General features: G+C 62.2%; 19 protein-coding genes. 10 read left to right on the top strand and 9 right to left on the bottom strand.

What is annotated here, in order from left to right; translation table 11 throughout:
• Positions 1 to 21: 21 nt before the first annotated feature.
• The 3 genes from E8L22_RS20725 to leuB all read right to left on the bottom strand — a co-directional run bounded on the left by E8L22_RS20725 (position 22) and on the right by leuB (position 3,418).
• Positions 22 to 1,041, bottom strand: a complete 1,020-nt coding sequence (locus E8L22_RS20725) for an aspartate-semialdehyde dehydrogenase (RefSeq protein WP_136527013.1) — start codon at positions 1,039 to 1,041, stop codon at positions 22 to 24.
• A 125-nt stretch (positions 1,042 to 1,166) separates the two neighbouring features.
• The gene (asd, locus tag E8L22_RS20720) at positions 1,167 to 2,264 is read right to left on the bottom strand and encodes an aspartate-semialdehyde dehydrogenase (RefSeq protein WP_136527012.1); all 1,098 of its coding nucleotides are present in this window, start codon (positions 2,262 to 2,264) and stop codon (positions 1,167 to 1,169) included.
• Between the two features lie 65 nt (positions 2,265 to 2,329).
• Positions 2,330 to 3,418, bottom strand: coding sequence for a 3-isopropylmalate dehydrogenase (gene leuB, locus E8L22_RS20715; RefSeq protein WP_136527011.1), 1,089 nt, complete (start codon positions 3,416 to 3,418; stop codon positions 2,330 to 2,332).
• A 417-nt stretch (positions 3,419 to 3,835) separates the two neighbouring features.
• Between leuB and E8L22_RS20710 the strand changes: the two genes are divergently transcribed.
• The 3 genes from E8L22_RS20710 to E8L22_RS20700 all read left to right on the top strand — a co-directional run bounded on the left by E8L22_RS20710 (position 3,836) and on the right by E8L22_RS20700 (position 8,573).
• The gene (locus E8L22_RS20710) at positions 3,836 to 5,092 is read left to right on the top strand and encodes a ChaN family lipoprotein (protein ID WP_136527010.1); all 1,257 of its coding nucleotides are present in this window, start codon (positions 3,836 to 3,838) and stop codon (positions 5,090 to 5,092) included.
• A 39-nt stretch (positions 5,093 to 5,131) separates the two neighbouring features.
• Positions 5,132 to 6,367, top strand: a complete 1,236-nt coding sequence (gene glgC, locus E8L22_RS20705; RefSeq protein WP_136527009.1) for a glucose-1-phosphate adenylyltransferase — start codon at positions 5,132 to 5,134, stop codon at positions 6,365 to 6,367.
• A 67-nt stretch (positions 6,368 to 6,434) separates the two neighbouring features.
• Positions 6,435 to 8,573 carry a hybrid sensor histidine kinase/response regulator gene (locus E8L22_RS20700; protein WP_136527008.1) on the top strand — a complete coding sequence of 713 codons (2,139 nt, stop codon included), beginning with the start codon at positions 6,435 to 6,437 and terminating at the stop codon, positions 8,571 to 8,573.
• A gap of 24 nt (positions 8,574 to 8,597) precedes the next feature.
• On the opposite strand, the gene msrA is transcribed toward E8L22_RS20700, so the two are convergent.
• Together msrA and E8L22_RS20690 are read right to left on the bottom strand one after the other, a co-directional pair.
• Positions 8,598 to 9,152 carry a peptide-methionine (S)-S-oxide reductase MsrA gene (msrA, locus tag E8L22_RS20695; RefSeq protein WP_136527007.1) on the bottom strand — a complete coding sequence of 185 codons (555 nt, stop codon included), beginning with the start codon at positions 9,150 to 9,152 and terminating at the stop codon, positions 8,598 to 8,600.
• A 99-nt stretch (positions 9,153 to 9,251) separates the two neighbouring features.
• Positions 9,252 to 11,039, bottom strand: coding sequence for a GspE/PulE family protein (locus E8L22_RS20690; protein ID WP_136527006.1), 1,788 nt, complete (start codon positions 11,037 to 11,039; stop codon positions 9,252 to 9,254).
• A 154-nt stretch (positions 11,040 to 11,193) separates the two neighbouring features.
• Between E8L22_RS20690 and E8L22_RS20685 the strand changes: the two genes are divergently transcribed.
• The 6 genes from E8L22_RS20685 to E8L22_RS20660 all read left to right on the top strand — a co-directional run bounded on the left by E8L22_RS20685 (position 11,194) and on the right by E8L22_RS20660 (position 20,497).
• The gene (locus tag E8L22_RS20685; RefSeq protein WP_136527005.1) at positions 11,194 to 11,526 is read left to right on the top strand and encodes a phasin family protein; all 333 of its coding nucleotides are present in this window, start codon (positions 11,194 to 11,196) and stop codon (positions 11,524 to 11,526) included.
• Entirely contained in the window at positions 11,514 to 13,199 is a 1,686-nt protein-coding gene (locus E8L22_RS20680; protein ID WP_136527004.1) for an ABC1 kinase family protein, read from the top strand. The genes E8L22_RS20685 and E8L22_RS20680 overlap by 13 nt, the downstream gene beginning before the upstream one ends.
• A 192-nt stretch (positions 13,200 to 13,391) precedes the next feature.
• Positions 13,392 to 14,309 carry a UDP-3-O-acyl-N-acetylglucosamine deacetylase gene (lpxC, locus tag E8L22_RS20675; protein WP_136527003.1) on the top strand — a complete coding sequence of 306 codons (918 nt, stop codon included), beginning with the start codon at positions 13,392 to 13,394 and terminating at the stop codon, positions 14,307 to 14,309.
• A 128-nt stretch (positions 14,310 to 14,437) separates the two neighbouring features.
• Positions 14,438 to 16,699 (top strand): sensor histidine kinase, encoded by a 2,262-nt coding sequence (locus E8L22_RS20670; RefSeq protein ID WP_136527002.1) that lies wholly within the window; start codon positions 14,438 to 14,440, stop codon positions 16,697 to 16,699.
• An 85-nt stretch (positions 16,700 to 16,784) separates the two neighbouring features.
• Positions 16,785 to 19,967, top strand: a complete 3,183-nt coding sequence (locus E8L22_RS20665) for a YhdP family protein (protein WP_136527001.1) — start codon at positions 16,785 to 16,787, stop codon at positions 19,965 to 19,967.
• Positions 19,968 to 20,080: 113 nt separating this feature from the next.
• The gene (locus E8L22_RS20660) at positions 20,081 to 20,497 is read left to right on the top strand and encodes a hypothetical protein (protein ID WP_136527000.1); all 417 of its coding nucleotides are present in this window, start codon (positions 20,081 to 20,083) and stop codon (positions 20,495 to 20,497) included.
• Positions 20,498 to 20,551: 54 nt separating this feature from the next.
• On the opposite strand, the gene E8L22_RS20655 is transcribed toward E8L22_RS20660, so the two are convergent.
• The 3 genes from E8L22_RS20655 to cdaA all read right to left on the bottom strand — a co-directional run bounded on the left by E8L22_RS20655 (position 20,552) and on the right by cdaA (position 24,630).
• A complete protein-coding gene (locus E8L22_RS20655; RefSeq protein ID WP_136526999.1) occupies positions 20,552 to 22,249 on the bottom strand; it encodes a B12-binding domain-containing radical SAM protein in 1,698 nt (565 codons plus the stop codon).
• Between the two features lie 63 nt (positions 22,250 to 22,312).
• On the bottom strand, positions 22,313 to 23,332 hold the full coding sequence (locus E8L22_RS20650) for a C40 family peptidase (protein ID WP_136526998.1): 1,020 nt from the start codon (positions 23,330 to 23,332) through the stop codon (positions 22,313 to 22,315).
• 128 nt (positions 23,333 to 23,460) lie between these two features.
• Entirely contained in the window at positions 23,461 to 24,630 is a 1,170-nt protein-coding gene (gene cdaA, locus E8L22_RS20645) for a diadenylate cyclase CdaA (protein ID WP_136526997.1), read from the bottom strand.
• A gap of 189 nt (positions 24,631 to 24,819) precedes the next feature.
• Between cdaA and ubiE the strand changes: the two genes are divergently transcribed.
• Entirely contained in the window at positions 24,820 to 25,527 is a 708-nt protein-coding gene (gene ubiE, locus E8L22_RS20640) for a bifunctional demethylmenaquinone methyltransferase/2-methoxy-6-polyprenyl-1,4-benzoquinol methylase UbiE (RefSeq protein WP_135872934.1), read from the top strand.
• A gap of 69 nt (positions 25,528 to 25,596) precedes the next feature.
• Here the strand turns inward: ubiE and E8L22_RS20635 are convergent, their stop codons facing one another.
• Complete coding sequence (locus E8L22_RS20635; RefSeq protein WP_136526996.1) at positions 25,597 to 26,172, bottom strand: class I SAM-dependent methyltransferase; 576 nt, start codon at positions 26,170 to 26,172, stop codon at positions 25,597 to 25,599.
• Between the last annotated feature and the right edge of the window lie 149 nt (positions 26,173 to 26,321).

Below are 26,321 nucleotides of genomic sequence, written 5' to 3'. Positions count from 1 at the left end.
GGACAGGTCTGACTACAAAGGCTACTTCAGATAATCCTCGATCAGCAGCTCGGCGATTTGCACGGCGTTGGTGGCGGCACCTTTTCTCAGGTTGTCGGCGACGATCCAGAGGTTCAGGCCGTTCTTGATGGTGGCGTCCTCACGGATGCGGCCTACCAGGGTGAGGTCCTCTCCGGCCACGTCCATCGCCATCGGGTACTCGCCGCTGCCCGGGTTGTCAACCAGCTCCACACCGGGCGCATCCTCAAGGAGCTCGCGCGCCTTGGCGACGGTGATCTTCTTCTCCGTCTCGATGTTCACCGACTCGGAATGCCCGTAGAAAACCGGCACCCTGACACAGGTGGCGGTGGTGGCGATGTCCGCCTCCATGATCTTCCTGGTCTCGTTCACCATTTTCATCTCTTCCTTCGTGTAACCGTTGTCGCAGAAGGAGTCGATCTGCGGCAGGCAGTTGAAGGCGATGCGGTGCGGGTAGACCTCGGCCTTCGGGGGACGTCCGTTCAACAGTTCGCCGGTCTGGACGCGCAGCTCGTCGATCGCCTTGTTACCGGTCCCGGAGACCGCCTGGTAGGTGGAGACGACGATCCTTTTGATGGTGCCGAAGTCGTGCAGCGGCTTCAATGCCACCACCATCTGGATGGTGGAGCAGTTGGGGTTCGCGATGATCCCCTTTTTCTTGTAGCCGGCGATGGCGTGCGGATTCACCTCGGGCACCACGAGCGGCACGTCGGGGTTCATGCGCCAAGCGCTGGAATTATCGATGCAGACAGCGCCGGCCTTCACGGCAGAGGGGCAAAACTCCTCGGAGCGGGCCCCGCCCGCCGAGAAGAGGGCGATATCGATCCCCTCGAAGGAGTCGTGGGTCAGCTCCTCAACGGTCACCGGCTTGCCGTCGTATTCGAGCACCTGCCCGGCACTTCGCGAGCTCGCCAGGAACTTGATCTTCCCCACAGGGAAGTTCCTCTCCACGAGACACTCGATCATCTGGGTTCCCACGGCGCCGGTCGCGCCAACCACTGCTACGTTCCACGTCTTCTTCATACTCGTTACATCTCCTCAAGACAAAAACGGGAGCGCGCCACCCAAAAAGAAAGGGGCGACGCGCTCCGTTGTAGTTCGACCAGTCGGACAATCGTCAATTGTCCATCGTCAATTGTCCGCTGTTCCTAGCGCTCCTTCAGGATCTGCAGCATGCGGCGCAGCGGCTCGGCGGCACCCCACAGGAGCTGATCGCCGCAGGTGAAGGCGGAGAGGTACTGCGGCCCCATCTTCATCTTGCGCACGCGGCCCACCGGTACGGTGAGCGAGCCGGAAACGGCTGCCGGGGTCAGCCCCGCCAGGGAGTCGGCCTTGTTGTTGGGGATGAACTTCACCCACTGGTTGTCGTTCTTGATCATGTCCTCGATCTCACCGATCGGGATGTCCTTGGTGAGCTTCATGGTGATCGCCTGGCTGTGGCAGCGCATGGCGCCCACGCGGACGCAGAGGCCGTCCACCGGGATCGGGTTCGTCGCACCGAGGATCTTGTTGGTCTCGGCGTATCCCTTCCACTCCTCGCGGCTCTGGCCGTCTTCGACCTCGCGGTCGATCCACGGGAGCACGCTGCCGGCCAGCGGGAAGCCGAATTCCTTGGTCGGCATCTCGGCGCTTCTCAGGGTGGCGGTGACCTTCCTGTCGATCTCGAGGATCGCGGAGCCCGGGGTGGCGAGCTGATCGGCCACGGCGCCGTGCAGCACGCCCATCTGGGAGAGGAGCTCGCGCATGTTCGGAGCGCCGGCGCCGGAGGCCGCCTGGTAGGTCATCGAGGTGAGCCACTCCACAACGCCCGCCTTGAAGAGGCCGCCCAGGCCCATGAGCATGAGGCTCACGGTGCAGTTGCCGCCGATGTAGTCCTTGATCCCTTTGGAAAGCGCCGCGTCGATGACGTTGCGGTTGATCGGATCGAGGATGATGACCGCGTCGTCCTCCATGCGCAGGGTGCTTGCCGCGTCGATCCAGTAGCCGTTCCAGCCGGCCTTCTTCAGCTCGGGACGGACCGCCTTGGTGTAGTCACCCCCCTGGCAGGTGATGATCACGTCCAGTTTCTTCAGCTCGTTGATGTCCGAGGCGTCCTTGAGCGTTCCCGCGTTCATGGGAGCTGCCTGACCTACCTGCGATGTTGTGAAGAATACCGGCTCGATACCAGCAAAATCGTTCTCTTCCTGCATGCGCTGCATGAGAACGGAGCCAACCATGCCACGCCAACCGACCATACCGACTTTCATAGGCGATCTTCCTTTCTGTTGAATTGTTTTATAGGCACCGGCAGGCGGACCTGCCTCCACTGTGATTAAAGGTTCGCGATGATGGCGTCGCCGATCTGCTTGGTGTTGACCAGCTTCTCGCCCGCCTTCTCCTGGTAGATGTCGCGGGTGCGGTACCCTTCGTCGAGCACGCGGGCGACGGCGTTGTCGATGGCGTCGGCCGCCTCGACCATGCCGAAGGAGTAACGAAGCATCATCCCTGCGGAAAGGATCTGGGCGATCGGGTTCGCGATTCCCTGGCCGGCGATGTCCGGGGCGCTGCCGCCGGAGGGCTCGTACATGCCGAAGGTCCCTTCGGCAAGCGAGGCGGAGGGGAGCATCCCGAGCGAGCCGGTGAGCATGGCAGCCTCGTCGGAGAGGATGTCGCCGAACATGTTCTCGCAGAGGATTACGTCAAATTGCTTCGGCCACCTTACCAGCTGCATGGCGGCGTTGTCCACATACATGTGGGAGAGCTCGACGTCCGGGTATTCCTTGGCGATGTTGATCACGATCTCGCGCCAGAGCACCGAGGTGGAAAGCACGTTCGCCTTGTCGATGGAGCAGACCTTCTTGCCGCGCTTCCTCGCCGCCTGGAAGGCGACGTGGGCGATGCGCTCGATCTCCGGAACGCTGTAGCGCATGGTGTCGACGCCGACGCGCTCGCGCCCTTCGCCGTCGATCCCCTTGGGCTGGGAGAAGTAGATGCCGCCGGTCAGTTCGCGGATCACCAGAATGTCGAAGCCGCCCGCAATCACCTCTTCCTTAAGGGAGGAGGCGCTGGTCAGCGACGGGAAGATGATGGCGGGACGCAGGTTCGCGTAGAGGCCGAAGATCTTTCTGAGCGGCAAAAGGGCGCCACGCTCCGGCTGCTCGTCCGGCGGCAGGGTTTCCCACTTGGGGCCGCCCACGGAACCAAAGAGAATGGCGTCGGAAGCCTTGCATATATTTACGGTGGTCTCCGGAAGGGCGCGCCCCTCGAGATCGATGCCTGCGCCGCCCACGTTGGCGTGCGTCCGCTCGAATTTCACATCGTAGCGTTTTTCGATCGCATCGAGTACCTTCAGTGCCTCTGCCATTACCTCCGGACCGATGCCGTCACCCGGCAGTACCGCTACCTTAAAAAGCTGTCCCATTGCACAACCTCCGATATGTATTAAATAGGCGATTCTATTTGCGGGACTGTCATATTGTCAACATAAAAAAGGCCGTCAAACATACGTTTAGCGTCCCAAACCTTGACGAGAGTTAAAACGGCAACACCTCATCCAGTCAACGCATGAAAAAGAACACTGCGACAACCGTTTTATTAGAGAATGGTAAAACTTTCAGTTTATCTCAATGAAGTGTTGTGGTACATTCTCCGCACCGTTTGAGTAAAGCCTCGCTATGCGGTGCAGCCTCACCCCCTCTTCGCACCCTCTCATGACGAGGGGCTGCTGGACAAGTTCATTAGAGAAGGTATCATTACCTGCGCAACCGAACAGCCTTTTCCGGAGCCGTGACATCATGCCGGCAAAACCGAAACAACTACATCTGATTCAGGAGACGCAATGCCATTCGCAGCCCGCTTGGGGCGGCTCGCCGCCGTCCTCTCCCTTCTTGCCATGACCGCCTGTTCCACAACCTCCGCCGGAAGCCACGTGCTCGGCAACCCCGAGAACCCATACCCGCTCTCCGCACCTCCCAAGGTCGGCGACATCATCCATCTTCCGACCGGGATACTGGTGACCCCGCAGCAGATGAGCGCTGTGGTGACCGACGCCCGGATCGCCTATATCGGGGAGACCCACGACAACCCGGCGGCGCACCGCCTGGAGCTGGACATCCTGAAGGCGATGGAAGAGCGCAAACCGGGGAAGGTCGCGCTCGGGATGGAGATGTTCACGCGCTCCCAGCAACCGGTGCTGGACCGCTGGGTGGCGGGTGAATTGGACGAAAAGTCCTTCATAAAGCAGTCGCGCTGGTTCGACACATGGAGGATGGACTTCGGCTACTACCGCGATCTGCTCCTTTTCTGCAGAGACAAGCACATCCCGGTGATCGCCCTGAACGCCGAGAAGGAAATCGTGCAGGCGGTGCGCAGCGGCGATCTTTCCGCACTCACCGCCGAGCAGAAGGCCCAGCTCCCGGAGATGGACCTCACCGACCGGTACCAGCGCGCCCAGACCGAAAGCATCTTCGCCGACCACAGCCACGGCAAGATGGCCGTCGAGGGGTTCCTGCGGGTCCAGACCCTGTGGGACGAGACCATGGCCGAGACGGCGGCGCGCTACCTTGCGAGCCCCGCCGGCAAGGAGCGCAGCCTCGTCATCATCGCGGGAGGAAACCACATAGGCTACGGTTTCGGCATACCACGCCGGGTGTTTCGCCGCGTCCCGACCTCCTACGTCACCATCGGCGGCCGTGAGGTGGTGGTTACCAGAAAAGAAGAGCCGGTGACCATGAACGTCGATCTGCCGGACTTTCCCGCGCCGCCGTACGACTTCCTGGTGCACTACGCCTACGAGGGGCTTCCCCAGCCCGAGGTCCAGCTAGGCGTCATGTTCGAGCCGACCGGCAAGGGCTCCGGCCTTATCGTGAAAATGGTACTCCCGGATTCCAACGCCTCGCGCGCCGGGCTCCAGGAGGGAGACGTGCTCCTGGAGATGGACGGGGAGCCGCTGAAGGAATCCTTCGACCTCGTGTGGGGCATCAAGCAGAAGCACCCGGGGGACAAATCCAAACTGAAGGTGGAACGCAAGGGGGAGACGCTCTCCCTGGAGGTGCTCTACAAGGAAGGCAAGCAGCATCAGCACGGCAAGCCGTGACCCGGCAGGTAATCGCAAAAGCATCCAGGAGGATATGTCATGTACGCCATGAGTAATGTCGGGAACACCATCGCCATGGTGCTTGCCGGAGGCAAGGGGGAAAGGCTGAGCCCCCTCACCATCAGAAGGGCCAAGCCGAGCGTCATGTTCGGCGGCAAATATAAGATCATCGACTTCGTGCTGAGCAACCTCTTCAACTCGGGGATCAAGAAGGTCTACATCCTGACCCAGTACCGCGCCTATTCGCTCAACAAGCACATTCGCGAATCGTGGGGTAAATGGACCGGCCTCGGGGAGTTTTTCGTGGCCATATCGCCCGAGACCAGCACGGAAAACGAGGAGTGGTTCAAGGGAACCGCCGACGCGATCCTGCAGTACCTGCGCTTCGTCGAATCCTCCGACGCCGACTACGTCGCCATCTTCGGCGGGGATCACATCTACAAGATGGACGTAAGCCAGATGATCGACTACCACCGCAGGAACCGGGCCGACCTCACCGTTGCGGCACTCGAGGTGCCGGTGCAGGAGGCAAGCCGGTTCGGCGTTTTCTCCGTGGACGAGGACTACAAGATCACCGACTTCAAGGAAAAGCCGAAAAAGCCCGAGAGCATTCCCGGCCGCGACACCTGCTTCGCTTCCATGGGGAACTACATCTTCTCCACCAAGAAGCTGATCGAGGTACTGCTGGAAGGGAAGAAGAGACACGAGGATCTCGATTTCGGCAAGCACGTCATCCCGATGATGCTGGAAAACCGTGACAAGGTCTTCGCCTACAACTTCAACGACAACATCATCCCGGGGATGAAGGCCGAGGAGAAGGGGTACTGGAAGGACGTAGGGACCATCGAGTCTTATTACGAGGCGAACATGGACCTGATCCACGTCTCGCCGCAGCTTAACCTGTACAACTACAAGTGGCCGATCCTGACCAACCAGGGGAACCTGCCCCCCGCAAAGACCGTCTTCGACGAGGAAGGAAGGCGCGGCGTCAACATCGACTCCTACGTCTGCGCCGGATGCATCACGAGCGGCGCCACGGTGACCCGCACCATCCTCGGGCCTCGCTGCAAGGTGAACAGCTACAGCACCGTGGAGGATTCCATCCTCTTCGAGAACGTGACGGTGGGGCGTCACGTGAAGATCAGGCGGGCCATCATCGACAAGAACGTCGTAATCCCGGACGGGACGGAGATAGGCTACGATCACGAGAAGGACCAGGCCAAAGGGTATCGGGTGACTGAATCGGGGATAGTCGTCGTCTCGCTGGCTTCCTAGAAGTAAACAAAAACAACAGAGATCACCTCCGGCCACCGCAGCCAGACGCCTTCCGGCGGGAGCACGCATGCGGGGAGCAATCAAGAAGAGCCAGCAACGCGAGATCCACAAGATCGTGGGGGTCTATGCCCTTTTCGGCAGCGCCTGGATCTACCTTTCCGGGTATGCCCTGATCTGGCTGGTCACCGACCGCCACCTCGCCGACAAGATAGAGGTCTACAAGGGGCTACTCTTCATCCTGGTCACCTCGTTCCTGCTCTACCAGTTGATCGGGCGCTTCACCGGACGCCTCGCCGAATCGATGACGAAACTGGAGCAGAGCGAGGCGCGCTTCCAGGCGATCTACCACAACGTCAACGATGCCCTCTTCATACATGACGCCGCGACCGGTGCCCTCGTCGACGTGAACCGGACCATGTGCGACATGTTCGGCTATACGCAAGAGGAGGCCCTAAACCTCACGCTGCAGCAGCTGAGCCTCGGTGAGCCCCCCTACTCCGAAGAGGAGGCGCAGCGCCTGTTGAAGCTTGCGGCCCAAGGGACGGCGCAGACCTTCGAGTGGCGCAGCAGGAAAAAGGACGGCTCCCTGTTCTGGTCCGAGGTGAGCCTGCGCCGCGCCGAGATCGGCGGCATCGACCGGATCATCGTGCTGGTGCGCGACATCACGAAGCGCAAGGAGATCGAGGAGGCGCTCAGACAGAACGAGGAGACCCTCAAGGTGCTCATGGAGGAGATGCCGGCGGGGGTCGCGTGGGCCAACGAAGCGGGCATCATCGAGTACGTAAACGGTTACGTGAGCGACTGGCTCGGCTTCGTCTCCGCCGACCGCCCCACCCTTGAGGAGCTCATGCAGCGGGCCCTTCCGGATCCCTCCTACCGCGACGAGATTCTCGGGGCCTGGCGCACCGGGATCGGCGAGACCCTGGAGAGCGGCGTCCTCGCCCCCATCGAAGCGAAGATCACCTGCATCGACGGCACCTTGCGGCACGTCATCCTCAACACCCGCCTGGTTTACCACCGCATCCTTTTCACCTTCACCGACATCACCAAGTGGGAAGCGATGCAAAGCGAGATCCTGAAGGCCCAGAAGCTCGAGTCACTGGGGGTCCTGGCAGGCGGCATCGCACACGACTTCAACAACATCCTCACCGGGATCCTCGGCAACCTCTCCTTCGCGGAACTGATGCTGGAGGGAAACCACCCGGCCCTGGGTCCGATCAAGAACGCCGAGAAGGCGTCGCAGCGCGCCGCCGAGCTCGCGCACCAGCTCCTCACTTTCTCCAAGGGGGGACAGCCGATCAAGAAGGTGGTATCGGTCGCGAAACTGGTGCAGGAATCTCTCTCCCTCGCGCTGCACGGCACCAAGGTGCAGACCAAAGTGGACCTTCCCGCCGACCTGCACGCCATCGAAGCGGACGAGGGGCAGATAAACCAGGCCTTCAGCAACGTGATCATCAACGCCTGCCAGGCCATGCCCGGAGGGGGCGTCCTTTCGGTGCGGGCGGAAAATGTCCCGCTCCCCGAAGAGAACCCCATGATGCTGCCGGCGGGGGAGTACGTGAAGGTATCCTTCACCGATGAGGGGTGCGGCATCCCTTACCAGGAGCAGAAGCAGATCTTCGATCCCTACTACAGCACGAAGCCCGGAGGGAGCGGCCTCGGGCTCGCCTCGGTCCACTCCATCGTCAGCAGGCACGGCGGCAAGGTGGAGGTCGATTCCGCACCGGGCGAGGGGACCACGCTCACCTTCTACCTCCCCTCGGCGGGGGAAGCCGCGCCGGAGCAGGAAGCGCAGGCGGAGCCCGCATCGCCTCGCGGCGGGGGCGGGGGAAGCGTGCTGGTGATGGACGACGAAGAGCCGATAAGGACCCTGGCGCAGGAGATGCTGCAGTACCTCGGTTATCGCGTGGCGACCTGCGGCACGGGCGAAGAGGCGGTGCGGCTCTATCGGGAAGCGTTCGAGGGGGGAGAGGCGTTCGCGGCGGCCATCATGGACCTGACCATACCTGCGGGGATGGGGGGAAAGGAGGCGGCGCAGCGGATTCTGGAGCTCGACCCGAAAGCGAAATTGATCGTATCGAGCGGCTACTCTAACGACCCGGTCATGGCGAGCTACGCCGAGTACGGCTTCTGCGCCGCGGTGGTGAAGCCGTACCGCTGCAGCGACCTGCAGCAGACGCTTGAAAAGGTGGCCCGCCGCCGATAGGCGCACCTGGAGCGGGGTTCCAGCTTATCCCTTCTTTTCGCCCCACAATTCCTTGAGGCGCCAGTTGCGGCCGCATCCGTCATGGTAGCGCTGGTAGTGATACGGGTTCTTCTTGTAGTACTGCCGGTGGTACTCCTCGGCCGGGTAGAAGTCCGAGGCCGGGCGGATTTCCGTGAAGACCTGCGCCCCCAACAGGTTAGTGCGTTGCGCATCATCCCTCGCCTCCTCCGCAGCCCTGCGCTGCTCCTCGTCCAGGTAGAAGATGGCGGTCTGGTACTGGGGGCCGTAGTCGCAGAACTGCCTGTTTTTGGTGGTGGGATCGATGTTGCGCAGAAAGATCCGCAAGAGTTCGCGGTAGTTCACCCGCGCCGGGTCGAAGACGATTTCCACCGCTTCGAGGTGGCCGGTTTCCCCCTCGCAGACCTGCTGGTAGCTGGGATTGGGGAGAAAGCCGCCGCTGTAGCCGGGCATCACCGAGAGGACGCCGGGGATGCTGTCAAAGACCGGCTCCATGCACCAGAAGCAGCCGCCGGCAAAGATGGCGGTTTGGGTGGCAGGTTCTGTGGAACTGTTTTCCATGGTTTCTCCTTTGGCACCTGAGGCGCCGCGTCGGACTGTTCGGACTGGTCGGACTGGTCGGACTGGTCTGACTGGCTGGCAGCCGCTACTGGGGCGCCCCTACCCGGTCACCGCGATGACCTCTTCGTAGGTGGTGATACCCTCCAGCATCTTCCTCACCGCAAGCTCCCGCAGGGTCACCAGGCCATCCCTACGCGCGGCCCCCTGCAACTCGCCCAGGTCCATCCGCTCGGCGATCACCGCCTTGATCGACTCGTTCACGTCCAGCACCTCGAAGATCCCGGTCCTTCCCTTGTAGCCGGTGCCGCGGCACTCGGGACACCCTTCGCCCGCCCAGACCGCGGGGGTGCGCTTGAGCCCCAGGTACTCGGCCTCCTCCGCGCTCAGGTGACGCTCCTTTTTGCAGGCCGGGCAGATCTTCCGCAAAAGCCGCTGCGCGATGATGCCAACCACGGTGGAGGAGATCAAAAAGGAGGGAACGCCAAGATCCAGAAGGCGCGTCACCGAGGACGTGGCGTCGTTGGTGTGCAGCGTGGAGAGCACCAGGTGCCCGGTAAGCGCCGCCTGCACCGCGTTCTCCGCCGTCTCCTTGTCCCTTATCTCGCCGATCATGATGATGTCCGGGTCCTGCCTGAGCACGTTTCTCAGCACCTTGTCGAAGGTCACCCCGATCCCGGACTGCACGCCTACCTGGTTGAACTCCTCCATCACCATCTCGATCGGGTCCTCGACGGTCACGATGTTCACTTCCGGCGAGGAGAGCGTCCTAAGCGACGAGTAGAGCGTCGTTGTCTTGCCGCTGCCGGTGGGACCGGTGACGAGGATGATGCCGTTCGGGCGGCGCAGGAAGGAGCTGTAGAGCTGGTACTCCCTCGGGTAGAAGCCGATGGTGTCCAGCTCCTGCATCAGGACGTCGGGGTCGAAGATCCTGATCACCACCTTCTCTCCGAAAGCGACCGGAAGCGTCGAGACGCGCAGCTCCACCTCCCGGCCGTCATGGCTCGTCTTGATCCTGCCGTCCTGCGGGCGCCTTTTCTCGGCCAGATCCATGCGGGAGAGCATCTTGATACGTGAGACGATGGGGGGATGCAACTGCTTCGGGACCACGTGCACGTTGTGCAGCACCCCGTCCACCCGCAGGCGCACCAGGGACTTCTCCCGCTTGGGCTCGATATGGATGTCGCTCGCCCTCTGGTCGAAGGCGTACTGCAGCAGGAAATCGACCGCCGAGATGATGTTGCGGTCCGTCCCCTCGATCTCGTGCCCGCTTTTAAGGCGAACGAACTGCTCGAGGTTGCCGAGATCGACGGAGGCGGCGACCTCGCTCTCGGCGGCCTGCACCGACGCCCTGAAACCGAAGAACTCCCTCAGGATCTTCAGGATGTCGTTACGCGAGGCGAGCACGCGGCGAAACTCCAGCCGCTTGATGCTCCTTAGCTCCTCGACCACCTCGTCGTTGAAGGGGTCCGCGACGGCGAGGGTCACCACGCCGTCGGCACTCCCCACCGGGACGATCATGTGCCGCAGGGCGAAGGGGCGCGAGATGTGCGCCGTCACCACGTCCAGGTCGAGCTTCATCGGGTTGATCTTCATGTACGGCATCCCTACCGCGGCGGCCAGCACCTCGGTGATGGCGTCCTCGGTGAGAAGCCTGCCGCTGGAGCCGGGGATCTCCAGGTTGAGCGACGCGATGACCTCGGCGGGAGACGGCTTTCCCGGCCCCTGCTGCAGCCGGCGCGAATACCCCGCCTGCTGCGCCCCGGCCAGCCGGTGCCCCTGCGCCTCACCCTTCTGCATGAGCTCCTCGAACTGCTCGTGGCTGATCAGCTCCCGCTTCATGAGGATAAGCGCCACGTTCTTTATGGTCACCGCCTTTTTTTTCTGCATGGCTCCACCTTCTAATGGGACTAAGCCTGCGAGTATCCGCGAGAAACATAGTGATGTCAAGGACGTGCAAGTTTGACAATGGATGGCTCGCCGGTATCATTAATTGGCGCCTATGAGTAAGGCGATCCACTACAGATGCCAGAGGAGGGGTACCATGTTCGAACTGTTCGAGAAGGCAGTGCTGACGGCTCTCGGTGCGGCGGCGATCACCCAGAAAAAGGGCGAGGAGATGATCCAGGAGATGAAGTCGCGCTACAAGATCAGCGAGGAGGAAGGGCGGGCTTTCCTTGATCGGATCCAGGAGATGGCGCGCACCGGGCAACAAAAGAGTGCCGAGATGGCCGAGACCGAAGTGAAAAAGGCGCTGGACCGGATGGGGATGGTGTCGCGGGAGGAGTTCGAAAAGCTGGAACGGCGTGTGAAGACACTCGAGGCGCTGCAGGCCCAGAGCGTCACCTCGCAGCCGGAGGATGAGTGTTTAGGATAGTAAACATAAACCGCAACGTCAGGAGCATCAGGCGCTACCGCCAGATCATCACCGTCATCGGGGGTTACGGGCTCGGGCACCTGCTCGAGTACCTGAACCTCGGGCAGGTGGTCGATTTCTCACGCCGGGTCCTCAGACGGCGCCCCCCGAAGGCCGCCCACCTGTCGGCGCCGGAGCGCCTGCGCCTGGCCCTCGAGGAGCTCGGCACCACCTTCATCAAGTTGGGGCAGCTTCTCTCCACCCGCGCCGACATCATCCCGGCCTCCTTCGTCCAGGAGCTCACCCATCTGCAGGACAAGATCCCGTGCCTCCCCTTCGAGGAGATCAAAGAGCAGATCGAGCACGAGCTTGGTGTCCCGCTCGAGCAGCGTTTCCTGTACGTGGAGCCGGAGGCGATCGCGGGGGCCTCCATCGCGCAGGTGCACCGCGCCACGCTCGTCACCGGCGAGGACGTGGTGGTGAAGGTGCGGCGCCCGGGTGTGGTCGAGGCGGTGGAAACCGACATCGACATCCTCATGGGGGTGGCGCTTCTTTTGGAGCGCCACATGGCCCGCAGCGACATCTACGACCCGGTCGGGGTGGTGCGCGAGTTTTCCTACACCATCAGGCGCGAGCTGGACCTCACCCGCGAAGGGCACGCCATCGAGAAGATCCGGGACAACTTCAAGGGGGACGCGACCCTCTACTTCCCGAAGGTCTACTGGGAGGCGACCTCGAAAGGGGTGCTCACCACCGAGTACGTGGAAGGGATCAAGGTGAGCGACACCCTGGCCATCGAGGAGGCGGGGCTCGACGGCCGCGAGATCGCCGCGCGCGGCGCCAGGGTCTTCCTGAAGATGGTGCTCGAGCACGGCTTCTTCCACGGCGATCCTCATCCCGGCAACGTCCTCATCCTGAAGGACAACGTGATCTGCCTCCTCGATTTCGGGATGGTGGGAAGGCTCGACCCCGCCGTGAAACGCTACCTGACCGATGTCCTCGTGGCGGTGATCAACCGCGACGTCGAGGGGCTCGCCTACGTCATCGTGGAGGCGGGCGACGCCGCCGAGACGGTCAACATGCAGGCGCTCAAGAAGGCGCTCGCCGAATTCATCGACAGCTATTTCGAGATCCCGCTCAAGGAGATCGAGGTCGGGCGCATGCTCATGGAGTTCATCGACCTGATCTCCACGCACCGCATCAAGGTGCACCCGGACCTCACCATGCTGGTGAAGGTGCTGGTGGTGGTCGAGGGGATGGGGCGCCGGCTCGACCCGGACTTCGACATGGTGGGGCACCTGCGCCCCTTCCTGGAGCGCGAGTTCCGCCGGCAGCGCTCCCCGGGGCGCCTGTTCCACGAGGTCGAGCAGGGGATCGAGGGGTACCTCACCCTCGCCCGCAACCTGCCGCGCGACGTGAAGGAGATCCTCAACAAGGTAAACCGCAACAAGTTCCGCATCGACCTGGAGCACCGCGGCCTGGACCGCTTCTCCAAGGAGCTGGACCGTTCGGCGAACCGGCTCTGCCTCTCCCTCATCATCGCCGCCCTGCTGATCGGCTCGTCCATCGCCATGCAGGGAAACCGCGGCCCCATGCTCTGGGGGCTTCCCGCCTTCGCCTTCTTCGGCTACACCTGCGCCGGCCTGGTCGGCATCTGGTGGATGATCGCCATCCTCCGCTCCGGCAGACTGTAGCAAAAACGCCACACCGCTCGTTGCACTGACACCACAGGCGCATTTTTACCACACCCGTTTTCCCGCCCCCTCCTCGAAACGATCCCGTCTACAAGACCGTAGCAGCGTGCTTTTTTCCAATGAGAAGCGCGGCGGCCGATTTGGCGCACAACTTGCTTGATGGTAAGCATACTGACTATCAGGAGCAAGCAGATGATATTCCAACAGACTTTGGGGAACAAGGTAACCTTCAGCGGCATCGGCCTGCACTCCGGCAAGACGATCACCATCACGCTGCGCCCGGCAGATCCCGGCACCGGCGTCGTCTTCCACAGGGTTGACCTCACCCCGGCGGTTTCCATAGAAGCACACGCGATGAACGTCGTGAACACGAAGCTCAACACCACCATCGGCAACGGCGAGACGACCGTCTCCACCATCGAGCACCTCATGGCGGCTCTCTACGGCTGCGGCATCGACAACGCCCACATCGACATCAACGGCCCGGAGGTTCCCATCATGGACGGCTCCGCCGCCCCCTTCGTGGCCGCCATCGCCAAGGCCGGCGTGAAGGAGTCGAAGAAGGCGCGCAAGTACCTGGTGGTCAAGAAGCCGGTTTCCATCACCGAGGGGGACAAGAAGGCGTCCATCATCCCCTCGCGCCACTACAAGATCTCCTTCGACCTGCACTTCCCGCACCCGGCGGTAAAGAGCCAGGCCCGTTCGCTTGAGTTCACCCAGAGCAACTTCGCCGACGAGTTCGCCTCCGCGCGCACCTTCTGCTTCCTGGCCGAAGTCGAGATGATGAAGGCACACGGCCTGGCGCTCGGCGGCTCGCTGGACAACGCCATCGTCATCGGCGACCAAGGGGTGCTGAACCCCGAGGGGCTCAGGTTCCAGGACGAGTTCGTGCGTCACAAGATCCTTGACTCCGTAGGCGACATGTCGCTCGCCGGTCACCGCCTGATCGGTCACGTGAAGGCGTCCAAGTCCGGGCACGACCTGAACCACAAGCTGGTCATGGAGCTTTTGAAGCGTCCGGACTGCTACACCCTGATCGAGTTCACTCCGCAGGCCTTCAACGCCCCCTTCAACATCGCCCTGCCGGAGCTTTCCTGGCTGGAGGCCTAGAGGCGGACCGAGGGTCGGATCGAGATCGAGATAAAAAGAAAGCAGCTCCTTACGGGAGCTGCTTTTCTCGTTTCCGACGCCGCGTCGAAGTGCTTGAAATCCCTAGCCCGTTCGTATAGAGTGGCCTGATGCCGATGTCTGCCCAAAAAGGAGGGCTTCCCCCGCACAGCCAGGGAAGCGATCTTTCCCCCAGCGAGATCAGAAAGAGAAAGCGCGAGGCGGTCATCGTCGTCGTGTCGCTGCTCTTGATCGTCCTGCTCACCTACTTCGAGATTCACCTGTCGCGCCTCTCCTCAGAGGTGCCGATGGTAAGCAACATCGTCATCTTCGGCATCATCAACGTCATCATCCTCCTTATCATCCTCCTCGTTTATCTCGTGTTCAGGAACATCACCAAGCTGTTCATCGAGCGGCGCAAAAACACGCCGGGGTCGAAGCTGCGCACGAAGCTCGTGCTCGCCTTCGTCACCCTTTCGCTCGTGCCGACCATGCTCCTTTTCTTCGTGTCGGCCGGTTTCATCACCAACAGCATCCAGAACTGGTTCAACAAACAGGTGGAGACCTCGCTGAACGAGTCGATGGAGGTGGCACAGGTCTACTACAAGACCTCTGCGGCCAACTCCCTTTACTACGGCCAGCAGATCAGCGACACCATCAAGGAGAGAAAGCTCCTAAACGACGAGAACCTGCCCAAGTTGAAGGCCCTGGTGCGCCAGAAACAGGAGGAATACAACCTGGGCGTCGTCGAGGTCTTCTCGGCGCAGCGCGAGGAGCTCTTCCGTGCCGCGAACCCGAAGCTCCCCTTGAGTGAGTTCACCAACCCCTCCTCCGAGGACATCAACGTGGGGCTCGCCGGGCAGAAGCTCACCCGGGTGAACGCGATCGGCAAGGCGGACCTGATCCGCGGCATCGTGCCGATCCGTAGCAACTTCAACGACAAGGATGTCGTCGGCGTCATCGTCGTAAACTATTACGTCCCCTACTCCCTCGTCTCGAAGATGCGTGAGATCTCCGCCTCGTACCACGAGTTCCGTCAGCTGAAGATCCTCAAACACCCGATCGCCACCGGCTACATCCTCACCCTTTTCCTGATCACCATGGTGATCGTCTTCCTCGCGGTCTGGTTCGGGGTGTACCTCGCCCGCAGCCTCACCATCCCGATCCAGGAACTTGCCGAGGCGACCCGCCAGGTGGCGGAGGGGAACCTGGACGTGCACCTCGGGGAGGGAAGCGGCGACGAGATCGGCATGCTAATCGCCTCCTTCAACCGGATGACCGAGGACCTGCGCGCGAACCAGCTCGCCCTGCAGCACACCAACGAGGAGCTGCAAAAGAGCAACACGGAGTTGGAGCAGCGGCGCCGCTACATGGAGGCGGTCCTCGCCAACGTGACCGCCGGCATCATCTCGGTGGACAAGGACGGGCTCCTCACCACGGTGAACAAGTCGGCCGAAAAACTACTGCTCATCAACACCGAGAAGGTGAACGGCAAGAACTTCCGCGAGGTGCTGCAGCCGGATCACCTGGACATCGTCAAGGGGCTTTTGCGCGACATGGTGCTCCAAAAGCACGACTCCATCGTGCGCCAGGTGACCATCCCGATGCGCGACGGCGAGCTCACCTTGCTCACCAACCTGACCGTCCTGAAGGATGAGAACGACGCCTTCATGGGGATGGTGGTGGTGCTCGACGACCTGACCTCCCTGATCAAGGCCCAGAGGATGGCGGCCTGGCGCGAGGTGGCCAGAAGGATCGCCCACGAGATCAAGAACCCGCTCACCCCGATCCAGCTCTCGGCGCAGCGGCTCAGAAAGCGCTATCTATCACGCTTCGAGGGGGAGGAAGAGGTCTTCGACCAGTGCACCGCCATGATCATCAAGTCGGTGGACGAGTTGAAGGGGCTTGTGAACGAGTTCTCCAACTTCGCCCGGATGCCCGCATCGGTGCCGAAGCCAAACGACCTGAACGACATCCTGAAGGAGGCGCTCACCCTCTACGAGGAGGGGCACCGCCACATACGCTTCTCGCTCAACGCCGACGAGAAGATGCCGCCGATCATGCTGGACCGTGACCAGATCAAGCGCGTGGTGATCAACCTCCTGGACAACGCGGTCGCCGCCATCGAGGGAGAGGGAGAGGTCGAACTCGCCACCTGCTACGACAGCACGCTCAAAATGGCCACCTTCACCGTCTCCGATACCGGCCACGGCATCCCCGCCGAGGACAGGCCGCGCCTTTTCGAGCCGTACTTCTCCAGGAAGAAGAGCGGCACCGGCCTCGGCCTTGCCATCGTGAACACCATCATCTCCGACCACCACGGTTTCATCCGTGCCAAGGAGAACCACCCGAAGGGAAGCCGCTTCATCATCGAGCTGCCGGCCGACGCTTAGAGGCAGGCCATCGAGTCAGCCATCACCATTTGGACCCGAGGACGGTGCGGGGACTGCCGCCGCTTCCCGTCACGGAGATATCGATATGACGCTTAAACGTGTGCGCTCGTGGCTCCTGCCGCTCATCGCAACGATACTCACCATCGCGGTACTTGCGGCGAGCCTTCTTCCCCGGCTGCTGGATCTCGACACCTACAAGGCCGACATCCTGGCGCAGGTAAAGAGCGCCCTGAAACGTGACCTGCAGTACCAGTCCGGCGCCTTCACCGTCCGCCTCACCCCGGCCTTCACCTTCACCGGCGTCACCATCAAGGAGAAGGACGGCAGCTCCGATTTCGCGAGCGCCGACCGGCTCACCGTGCGCATCGCCATCCTGCCGCTTTTAAGCGGCAAGCTCGTGCTCTCCCGCATCCAGCTGGAACGCCCAGTCGTCCATCTCTGGCGCGACCGCCAGGGGGTTTTCAACATCTCCGACATGCTCACACCAAGCGGCGGCGAAGCCCCGGGCATCCGGCGCGTCGAGCTTAAAAAGGCGAAGATCCGGTTCGCCGACTACGCCTTTTCCGAACAGCCGGTGGTGACCGAGCTCTCCGACACCGACCTGCAGCTAAGCCGCATCATCCGCGGCAAGGACTGCGACTTCAAGCTCGCAGGGCAGCTCGCCTCGGGGAGATCCATGGTCCCCATCGAGCTCTCCGGGGTCGCGGAGATCCCCGCAGCCGGCGCCTCCCTCGCGGCGATGCCGATCCACGGCAAGATCAAGACCGGCCCGGTCGACGTCGGGCATTTCTGGCCCTATTACAGCCGCTTCGTGCCGTTCAAGAGCCTGGCCGGCGAACTGGCGCTCGAGGCGAGCATAAAGGGGCGCCTGAACGCCTTCACCGCGAAAACGGAATACCGCTTCACCAGGCTGAACCTCGACTACCCGCAGGTGTTCCACGCCCGGCTCACCCCGAAGCTCTTCAAAGGCTCCTGTTCCCTGGAGCTTGGCAACCGCGACCTCGCCATCGACCACGTGAAAGTCGACCTGGACGGCTTCAAGATAAACGGCAAGGTGAAGCTCTCCGACCTTCATTCCGGCGATATCCGCATCACCGCCGAAGCCGCCACGAACAGCTTCAACCTGCGCAACTACCGGCAGTACATCCCCTACGGGATCATCGTCGACGACACCTCACACTTCATCGAGCAAAAGATCACAGGCGGCGTGTATCGACTGGACCAGGGGCGCCTGGACGGCCGGGTAAGCCAGATCCTGCACATGGAACGGGGACAGAACTACAACGTCCTCTACATCAAGGCGCACGTCGAGGACGGGGTGGTGAACTACGGCTCGGGGATCCCGGTTTTCACCGGCGTGAAAGGGCAGCTGGAGCTCTCCGGCAAGGATTTCCTCCTGAAGGGGATGACCGGCCGCTTCGGCACCTCCCCCATGTCGCTAGAGGGGCGTATCACCGATTACCCCCTCAACCACCCATGCCAGTACCCGTTCACCGCCAAGGTGCAGCCGAGACAGCCCGAGGTGGTATGGCTTCTGGGAAAAGGGATCGCCTCGTTCACCACGAACGGCATGGTGAACCTCAAGGGGGAAGGGACCACCGCGCTGTACCGGCTCTCGGGTGACAGCGACCTCACCACCGCCTCCTACGCCTTCAAGGACCTGGTCGCCAAACCGGCGGGACGCCCGAACAGCATCTCCTTCAGCATGGACTTCGACAAGGAGAAGTTCCGCATAAACGCCCTCAACTACCAGCTCTACCCCGCCGCCCTCTCCGCCACCGCGCTAAGCCGCTACGACGGCCCGGTGAGCTTCGATATCCGGACCAACCAGTTCCAGAGCACGGAGGTGGGACAGCTCGTCCCCATGGTGAAGAAGTACCACCCGACCGGTCAGGTACAGCTTGCCCTCCACGCCGCCGGCCCCGACATGGACCGGCTTTTCTGGACCGGCAACGTGGGCCTCGCCGGGGTGACCCTGAAGCCCTGGGACAAGGGGAAATTGCTGACCGGGGTGAACGGGACGGTGAAGATCAACGGCGAGAGCTTCGAGACCTCCCAGCTCCAGGTGCGCCTCGGCAGCACGCTCTTTTCCGGTCGCGGCGTCGTCACCGGGATGCAAAACCCGATCTGGCAGATCACCTTCAGCTCTCCGTCGGTCGACCCGACCGATCTCGGTTACGCCGGCGGCGCTGCGGCGCTCCGCGTGGAGCGTGTGCACGGGAGCATCACCTACCACAACGACACCCTGCAGATCGCCTCGCTTGCCGGCACGCTGGGCAAAAGCTCGCTGCAGTTGAAGGGGGGCGTGAAGGACCTGCAGCACCCGGCAATCGAGCTCCAGGTGAACGCCGGCTATCTCGACCCGGACGACCTGCTGCCGCTTTTCGGCGGCAACCAGGGAGGCGACAGCCGCGTGACGGTCCGCGCCCACGTCACCGCAGCGGAAGGCGCCCTGAACGACTTCCCTTTCCAGCACCTGCGCACCAGCGTCTTCTACGAAAACCGCGTGCTCCAGTTGCTCCCCTTCGAGTTCGCCTCCTTCGAGGGAGAGGTGACCGGCAGGCTGCGCACCGAGTTCACCGGCGGGCAGCCGCGCCACACCCTGTCCTGCAGCGCACAAAAGGTCTCCGCGGACCGGTTGCTGCACGCTCTCGGGGTGAAAAAACAGCAGGTGACCGGATCGCTGTCGCTGCAGGCCGAGCTGACCGCGCGCGGCGAGACCGGCCCGGAACTGAAAAGGAGCGTCCAGGGGAGTGCGAAGGCACGCATCGAGCGCGGCACGATCCGGAAGTTCTCGACACTCTCCAAGGTCTTCTCGATCCTGAACTTCTCGCAGCTCTTCAAGGGGGAACTCCCGGACATGGTCTCTGGGGGGATGCCATTCAACAGGATCACCGGCGACATCAGCTTCAACAACGGCATCGCGTCGACGCAGAACCTGTTTTTGGACAGCAACGCGATGAACATATCGGCAGTGGGCAAGATGGACCTGGTGAAAAACGAAGTGGACCTGAACATAGGGGTCCAGCCGCTGCAGACCGTGGACAAGGTGGTGAGCAAGATCCCCATCGTCGGCTGGATCCTGACCGGCAAGGACAAGAGCCTCATCACCACCTATTTCGAGGCCAAAGGGCGCATCGACGATCCCCAGGTCACCGCGGTCCCGGTGAAGTCACTTGCTAAGGGGGTCTTCAATATCTTCAAGCGGGTGTTCGAGCTTCCCGCGCGCCTCATCACCGACACGGGAGAGGTTGTCATCGGGCGCTAGCCGGGAAAAGAGGGGCGGTATATCAGACTTTTTTTAGTTGTAAAGTCCGAGACGGTTATGCTATTTTTTGCAGCGCTGTCCATTTCTTAAATCCATCCAACTTGGAGGAAACTGTGAAGAAGACTTTGGTTGTAATGTTGGCAATCGTTGCTGTGGCAGCTGCCGGCTGCAAGAAAAAAGATGAGGCACCGCAGGCCCCCGCACAGGCACCGGCTGCAGCTCCCGCAACCCAGATGCCCGCAGTAGCTCCGGGCACCGACCCGCATGCCGGGCTCAAACCTCAGGAAGTCAAACCGGGCGCTGGCCACAAGGGCAAAGTCCTTGAAACCATGGACTCCGGCGGGTACACCTACGCACAGATCGAAGAGAAAGGCGAGAAAATCTGGGTTGCGTCCATGCAGACCCCGGTGAAAGTCGGCGACACCATCGAGTTCCAGGATTCCCCGCCGATGATCAACTTCCAGAGCAAGACTCTGAAGCGCACTTTCGACAAGATCATCTTCGCTCCGGGCCTTGCCGTCAACAAGTAGGCCTCCCGGTAAAGCAGATAAAAAAAGGCGCCCCCGCAAAGGAGGCGCCTTTTTTTATTGTTTCCGTTTTCCGCGTTTTCCGCCATGCCCTCGCGCCGCAAGCGCCGCCCCCTCCAGCGCGGCCTCGTCCTCCGGTGCAAGTTCCAGGGCCCTGGCGTAGTGTTTGGACGCAGCCTCCCTGTCGCCTGCCGCGAGCGCCAGCTCCCCCAGGGCGAGCCAGGCGGGCAGATGCCGGGGGACCAGTTGCGCCAGCTTTCCGTAGCAGCGCAGCGCCCCCCCCAGATCCCCTTCCCTTCCCTGCAGGGCACCAAGTTGCAGCCATCCCCACGGGTTGTCCGGCTCCTTGCGTACCATGCCGCGGTAGATCGTTTTCGCCCCGTCCCAGCCCCCCTCCTGCTCCAGCGCCTCGGCCTCCAGCATCTCGGTCACGAAGGAGTACCCGACCACCTTGCGTTGCGCCGCGAATTCCGCACGGGTAAAGGGGGCCTTTTCCCCGGCCTTTTCCAGCGCCTTCAGCATCGCCTCCCGGGAGCGCTCAACGAAGGGGTCCCGGCGCACCAGAAAGCCTTCCCCTTCCCGCTCCTCGAAGAGGTGCTCGGAGACCTCGCGCTGCCGCACGGCGCGCATGAGAAGCTCCGTCCCCGGATAGTAGACAAGCGGGGAGACCTGCCCGTCCTGGGGCTTGATCCGCTCGATGAGCCGCACCGTCTCCTTCAGATCGGCGTCCCCCTCGCCCGGTATTCCGGTGATGAGGTAGACCGAGAGGTTGATCCCCGCACGACGCACCGCCGCCGCGGCACGCTCCACGTCGGTCGGTAGGATCCTTTTCCCGAGCGCCTTAAGCATCTCCGGGGAACCGGATTCCACGCCGAACTGGATGCATTCGCACCCGGCGCGCTTCATGGCGACGAGCATCTCCTCGTCCACCGCGTTGACCCGCGACTGGCAGTTCCAGAGGATGTGCAGGCGCTCCTCCTCGATGAGCCGGCAGATCTCCATGACGCGCGAACGGTTGGCCGTGAAGGTGTCGTCACGGAAGGAGAAGTAGATGAGGCCGTAACGCTCTTTGACCATGCGCAGCTCGCGTACCACCGACTCGGGGGAGCGAAAGCGCACGCCGCGCCCCCAGAAAAGGGGTGAGGAGCAGAACAGGCAGCTCGCCGGACAGCCGCGCGAGGTGATGATGAACTCGAGCTGGCGCCTTAAGTCGACGCCGACCGTTTCACCAAGCTCTTCCGCGGCCAGAGGGAGCGCGTCCAGGTCGGTGATCGCCCCGCGCGGCGCGGTCCGGACCGGCTTGCCCGCTTCGCGCCAGGCGAGGCCGGGAACCGAGGCGAGACTTCTTCCCTCACCGCGGGCATCCACGAGCTCGAGCAGGGTCTCCTCCCCTTCCCCGAGCACGACGGCGTCGATCTCAGGGTACCGCTCCAGCTGTTCCTGCCACGCGTGCGTCGCATGCGGCCCGCCGAGCAGGGTGAAACACCTGGGCTGGATCTCCTTCACCAGCCGTGCAAGCGCTACCGATTCGCTCCTGTTGTGGGTGAACTGGGAGATGCCGACCATCTCCGGGGCGAGCCGGCGGATCAATGCGCGGACAGCTTCGGTGGAGAAGGAGGAGAAGTTGGCCAGGGTGACCTGGTGGCCGGCGCGCTTCAAGACGGCGCTCAGGGAGAGAAGCCCCACCGGCAGAAGCGAGGTGTACGGGTCGGCAGCCCCTTCGGGATGGCATTTATAGGCGAGGAGTATCTTCATGCTGCGTCCATAAAAAAATCCGGCCCGAGGGCCGGATTCGTTGAATGTTTGTCAGGGACGGGGCTAGTTGCTGGAGAGGCCGTCCTCTTCCATGGCGTTGTCGGAGTTGTCCTCTTCGACACCGAGGATCAGGTCGTCGAGCCTGAAGACTTCCGGGTTCACCTTGGCGATGCGTTTGGCCCCCAGGAAACGGGAGCGGTAATAGGAGGTATTGAGGGAGGAGATCACCACCTTGCGGTCGCGCGAGGAGGCATGGATCATCTTGTTGTTACCGAGGTAGATACCGACATGGGAGGGATACGAAGCGTAGGTGGCGAAGAAGATGAGGTCCCCCCTCTGCAGGTCCCCCGGCGCCACGGCGTTGCCGACCTCGAACTGCTCGCGCGCGGTGCGCGGCAAAGAGACTTCCAGTTCCTTGAAGACGTGCTGTACGAAGCTGGAACAGTCGATGCCGGAGCGGGAGCTGCCGCCGAAGCGGTAGCGGGTGCCGAGGAAGCCGTAGGCCGACTTCTTCAGCTCTTTCAGGCTGTCCACCTTCAACTCGGCGTTCTTGGCGAGGTCGACCTGCTGTTCGGGTTCGAGCGAGGCCAGCTCCTGAAGGCTCTGCTCGTAGTCCTTTTCGTTGAAGAGATCCGGATGACGCAGCTGGAGCTTCTTTGCTACCTTGACCTTCGGCTCTTCCGCAGGCGCACTTTCCCTGAGTACCAGCATCTTCCCAGGCTTCACCCTCACGCTGCTGAGGCCGTTGAGCCTCTTCAGTTCGGCAACGGAAACCCCGGTCTTCTTGGCAATGCGGGTGAGGGTCTCGCCTTTTTTCACCTTGTACGTCTTGGCATCGCCGGCGGATGCGCTCTTGCCTTCAGAGACGGAGCGCGGCGGGATGACCAGGAGCACGCGCGGCTTGACGCTGTTGCCCACCAGGTTGTTGGCGGCCTTCAGTTCTTCCACGGTGACGTTGTATTTCTTGGCGAGCGAATATAGGGTTTCGTGCTTTTTTACGCGATGGGTCTTTGCGGCGAAGGCGAGCGAAGGGAGGGAGAGCATGATGATGCACACGGTCAAGAGCTTCAGGCTTCTTATCATGAGTCCTCCTTCATTGTTTTAGAAAAAACAGCGGGTGCGTCGATTTATATAACAATCGGCGCCCCCTGTCAACTTTTATGACAACCCTTTACCTCCGTATCGGAAGAATGGCCATAACATTCAGGGAGTTATCGCTTGCGAACCGACGCTTTGGGCTGTTTCTTTTCGGCCGTCACGCGCACCAGGGACCGGTCGAGGTTCACCACCACGACCCCCGGCGGAAGCTTTATCTGGTCCTTGCTGATCTGCACGGTGTTGGTCCCCTCGTGCACCTTGGCCAGGTCCAGGTCGACCACGATATCGAGATTCTTCGGGGAACCGACGAGATTGGAGAAGGTCTTCAGTTGCAGGTCGATCTCGTCGGGGTAGCTGCGGGTGAGGGTCAGGTTCTCCGGGAGGTTGTGGAAGGTTACCGGCGCGGTGACGCTCAGGATCTCTCCCTGACGGTAGGTGATCAAAAACCAGCTCGCCACCACGACGCAGAAGATGGCTACCTTGGGCCAGAAGTTGGCGAAGAGCCGCCGCGTGATCCCCACCCGCTCCGCCTCGCGCGACAGCGGCTGCAACAGCGAGGTGAGCCGTTCGTGCAGCTGCGCCTGCGAGTGTATCGCCTCGAGCTTCCCGTCCACGGCAAGAGACACCGCCCCGCGCTCCTCGGAAACCACCACTACCGCCGCGTCCGAGCGCTCCGACAGCCCTAAGGCGGCGCGATGCCGCGTCCCCAGGTGCTGAGGCACTTCCGCGCTCACCGAAAGCGGCAGGTGGCACGAGGCAAGTGCCACCCTGCCGTCTTTGACGAGTACCGCCCCGTCGTGCAGCGGCGCTCCGGGGATGAAGATACTTGCCACGAGGGAGCCGCTCACCAGGGAGTCCATGGGGACGCCGTGCAGGATGAGATCGTCGAGGAGTTCCTCACGCTGGAAAACGACCAGGGCGCCGGTGCGCTGCGAGGCGAGCGAGAAGATGGTGGCGGAGAATTCCAGCAGGTCCAGGCGGACCGTGCTCTCCTGGTGTTCGAACAGGTTGCGCAAAAGGCTCAGGCGGTAAAGGGCCTGCCGGATCTCGGCCTGGAAAACGACGATCAGCAGGACGAGGAGCACGGTCCCCAACTCCTGCAGGATCCAACTGGTCATAAAGAGGCCGAGGCTCTTGGTGACGAAGTAGATCACACCGAGAAACATGAGCCCCATCACGACCTGAAGCGCTTTCGAGTTTTTGAACCAGCTGTAGAGCTGATAGACCAGGAAGGTCATGATCAGGATGTCAGCGATGTCCTGGGGCCTGATTTGCGGGAACAACAGGTGCCTCCTTGGGCGGCGCGGACGGATGGGCGTGCGGCGGCGGGGCATGGGCGGTGAGGCGATAGCGGCCGCTTTTTGCTGGCATGCCGGTGCGCTTTGTGTTAAGAATCAAGCCTTATGCTGGGCTCTCCCCCAGAGGAAGAGGCTAGATTTTATAGCATTTCACGGACGAAAAAGGTAGGGAAAATGTACGCATTGTCGGAGAAGGGTGAACGAATTCGTGCCATGTTCGGGAGCATCGCCCCGCGCTACGATCTGTTGAACAGACTGCTGTCGCTTGGGATCGACCGGCGCTGGCGTCGCTTCGCGGTAGGCAAGATCGGTGTGAAGGGACCGGGCAAGGTTCTCGACGTCGCCACCGGCACCGGCGATGTCGCCCTGGAGATCGCCTCGCAGACCCCCGCCTCCGTCGAGATCGTCGGCATTGACTTCACCCCGGAGATGATCGAACTCGGGCGCGTCAAGGTGCAGCAGTCGCGCCACGCGCAGCGCATCCAGCTCCAGGTCGCCCCCTGCGAGGACATCCCGTACGAGGACGGCACCTTCGACGCCGCCACCATCTCTTTCGGCATCCGCAACGTCGTTGACCGCATCAAGGGGCTCACCGAGATGCGCCGCGCCCTCAAGGTGGGGGGCAAGATAGTCATCCTCGAGTTCTCCACGCCGACCCTGCCCGTTTTCAAGGATCTGTACCACTTCTACTTCCTTAAGGTGCTCCCGAAGATCGGCGGCGCCTTTTCCCGCTTCAGCGCCTACCAGTACCTCCCCGACTCCGTGCTGGAGTTCCCCTCCCGCGACGAGTTCAAGGGGATGATGCAACAGGTCGGGTTCAAGGACGTGCACCACTTCGACCTCACCGGCGGCATCGCCACGGTCTACGTCGGGACGAAATAAGTTATAACGGAACCGCGATCGAGGTTGCCGCGGGGGCACGGAGCCCTTAGCTCAACCTTGATCGCAGCCTTAACCTTCCTTCTGAAACATCACCCGCGCCACCGGCATCTCGGGGGCGTCCACATCCTCCTCAAGCAGCAGCACCTTCCCCGGATAGGCCCCGAAGATCCGCTCGAGCTCCCCCGGCTGCAACAAGAAATCCTTCCGGTGTTCTCCCGGCATCCCGGGCGCGTCCAGGATGGTCTCCATCAAAAGCACGCCACCCGGCGTCAGCGCAGTCATGAGGCTCGGGATCAGTTCCCGCATCAGGAAGTTGAAGTTGAGGATCAGGTCGTAGCTCTCGCTCGGGCGCCACAGGTCAAGGTCCGCCTCGACAAACTCCACCGTGACCCCGACCTCGGCCGCACGGCGCACGCCCCGCTCCAGCCCCTTGGGAGAGATATCCACGCCGCAGGCCCGGAAACCGTGCTGGGCAAGGAAGATGGCGTTACGCCCCTCTCCGCAGGCAAGGTCGAGGGCGCGCCTCCCCGGCACCAGGGTAAGGATCTGCTCCAAGCTCTTCGCCAGAAGCCGCGACGGACCAAAAGAAAAGAAATGCTCCGTCCCGCTGTAACGCTCGTCCCACTTGATACGATCTGACTCCATCGCGCCCCCCTGTCCCGAAGATGGCCCATATGTCGCATTTCCTGCCCGATTGTCAAGCATTTCGACGCCGCACCACGCCGCTTCGCCCTCCCTCACAGCCGCACTCCGCCAACTGCGACATATTTTGTCGCACAGCCGTGGTTTCCTGT

It is taken from the genome of Geomonas ferrireducens (assembly GCF_004917065.1).
In the GTDB taxonomy this organism is placed as follows: domain Bacteria; phylum Desulfobacterota; class Desulfuromonadia; order Geobacterales; family Geobacteraceae; genus Geomonas; species Geomonas ferrireducens.
This window is presented reverse-complemented; position numbering and strand designations above follow the sequence as displayed.

Coding starts and splice junctions, on each gene's coding strand:
- E8L22_RS20685 (WP_136527005.1), top strand. CDS start 11,194: ATGTTCGAACTGTTCGAGAAGGCAGTGCTGACGGCTCTCGGTGCGGCG.
- E8L22_RS20635 (WP_136526996.1), bottom strand. CDS start 26,172: ATGGAGTCAGATCGTATCAAGTGGGACGAGCGTTACAGCGGGACGGAG.
- E8L22_RS20665 (WP_136527001.1), top strand. CDS start 16,785: ATGACGCTTAAACGTGTGCGCTCGTGGCTCCTGCCGCTCATCGCAACG.
- leuB (WP_136527011.1), bottom strand. CDS start 3,418: ATGGGACAGCTTTTTAAGGTAGCGGTACTGCCGGGTGACGGCATCGGT.
- E8L22_RS20655 (WP_136526999.1), bottom strand. CDS start 22,249: ATGAAGATACTCCTCGCCTATAAATGCCATCCCGAAGGGGCTGCCGAC.
- glgC (WP_136527009.1), top strand. CDS start 5,132: ATGTACGCCATGAGTAATGTCGGGAACACCATCGCCATGGTGCTTGCC.
- E8L22_RS20725 (WP_136527013.1), bottom strand. CDS start 1,041: ATGAAGAAGACGTGGAACGTAGCAGTGGTTGGCGCGACCGGCGCCGTG.
- msrA (WP_136527007.1), bottom strand. CDS start 9,152: ATGGAAAACAGTTCCACAGAACCTGCCACCCAAACCGCCATCTTTGCC.
- E8L22_RS20670 (WP_136527002.1), top strand. CDS start 14,438: ATGCCGATGTCTGCCCAAAAAGGAGGGCTTCCCCCGCACAGCCAGGGA.
- E8L22_RS20650 (WP_136526998.1), bottom strand. CDS start 23,332: ATGATAAGAAGCCTGAAGCTCTTGACCGTGTGCATCATCATGCTCTCC.
- lpxC (WP_136527003.1), top strand. CDS start 13,392: ATGATATTCCAACAGACTTTGGGGAACAAGGTAACCTTCAGCGGCATC.
- E8L22_RS20700 (WP_136527008.1), top strand. CDS start 6,435: ATGCGGGGAGCAATCAAGAAGAGCCAGCAACGCGAGATCCACAAGATC.
- ubiE (WP_135872934.1), top strand. CDS start 24,820: ATGTACGCATTGTCGGAGAAGGGTGAACGAATTCGTGCCATGTTCGGG.
- E8L22_RS20710 (WP_136527010.1), top strand. CDS start 3,836: ATGCCATTCGCAGCCCGCTTGGGGCGGCTCGCCGCCGTCCTCTCCCTT.
- E8L22_RS20690 (WP_136527006.1), bottom strand. CDS start 11,039: ATGCAGAAAAAAAAGGCGGTGACCATAAAGAACGTGGCGCTTATCCTC.
- asd (WP_136527012.1), bottom strand. CDS start 2,264: ATGAAAGTCGGTATGGTCGGTTGGCGTGGCATGGTTGGCTCCGTTCTC.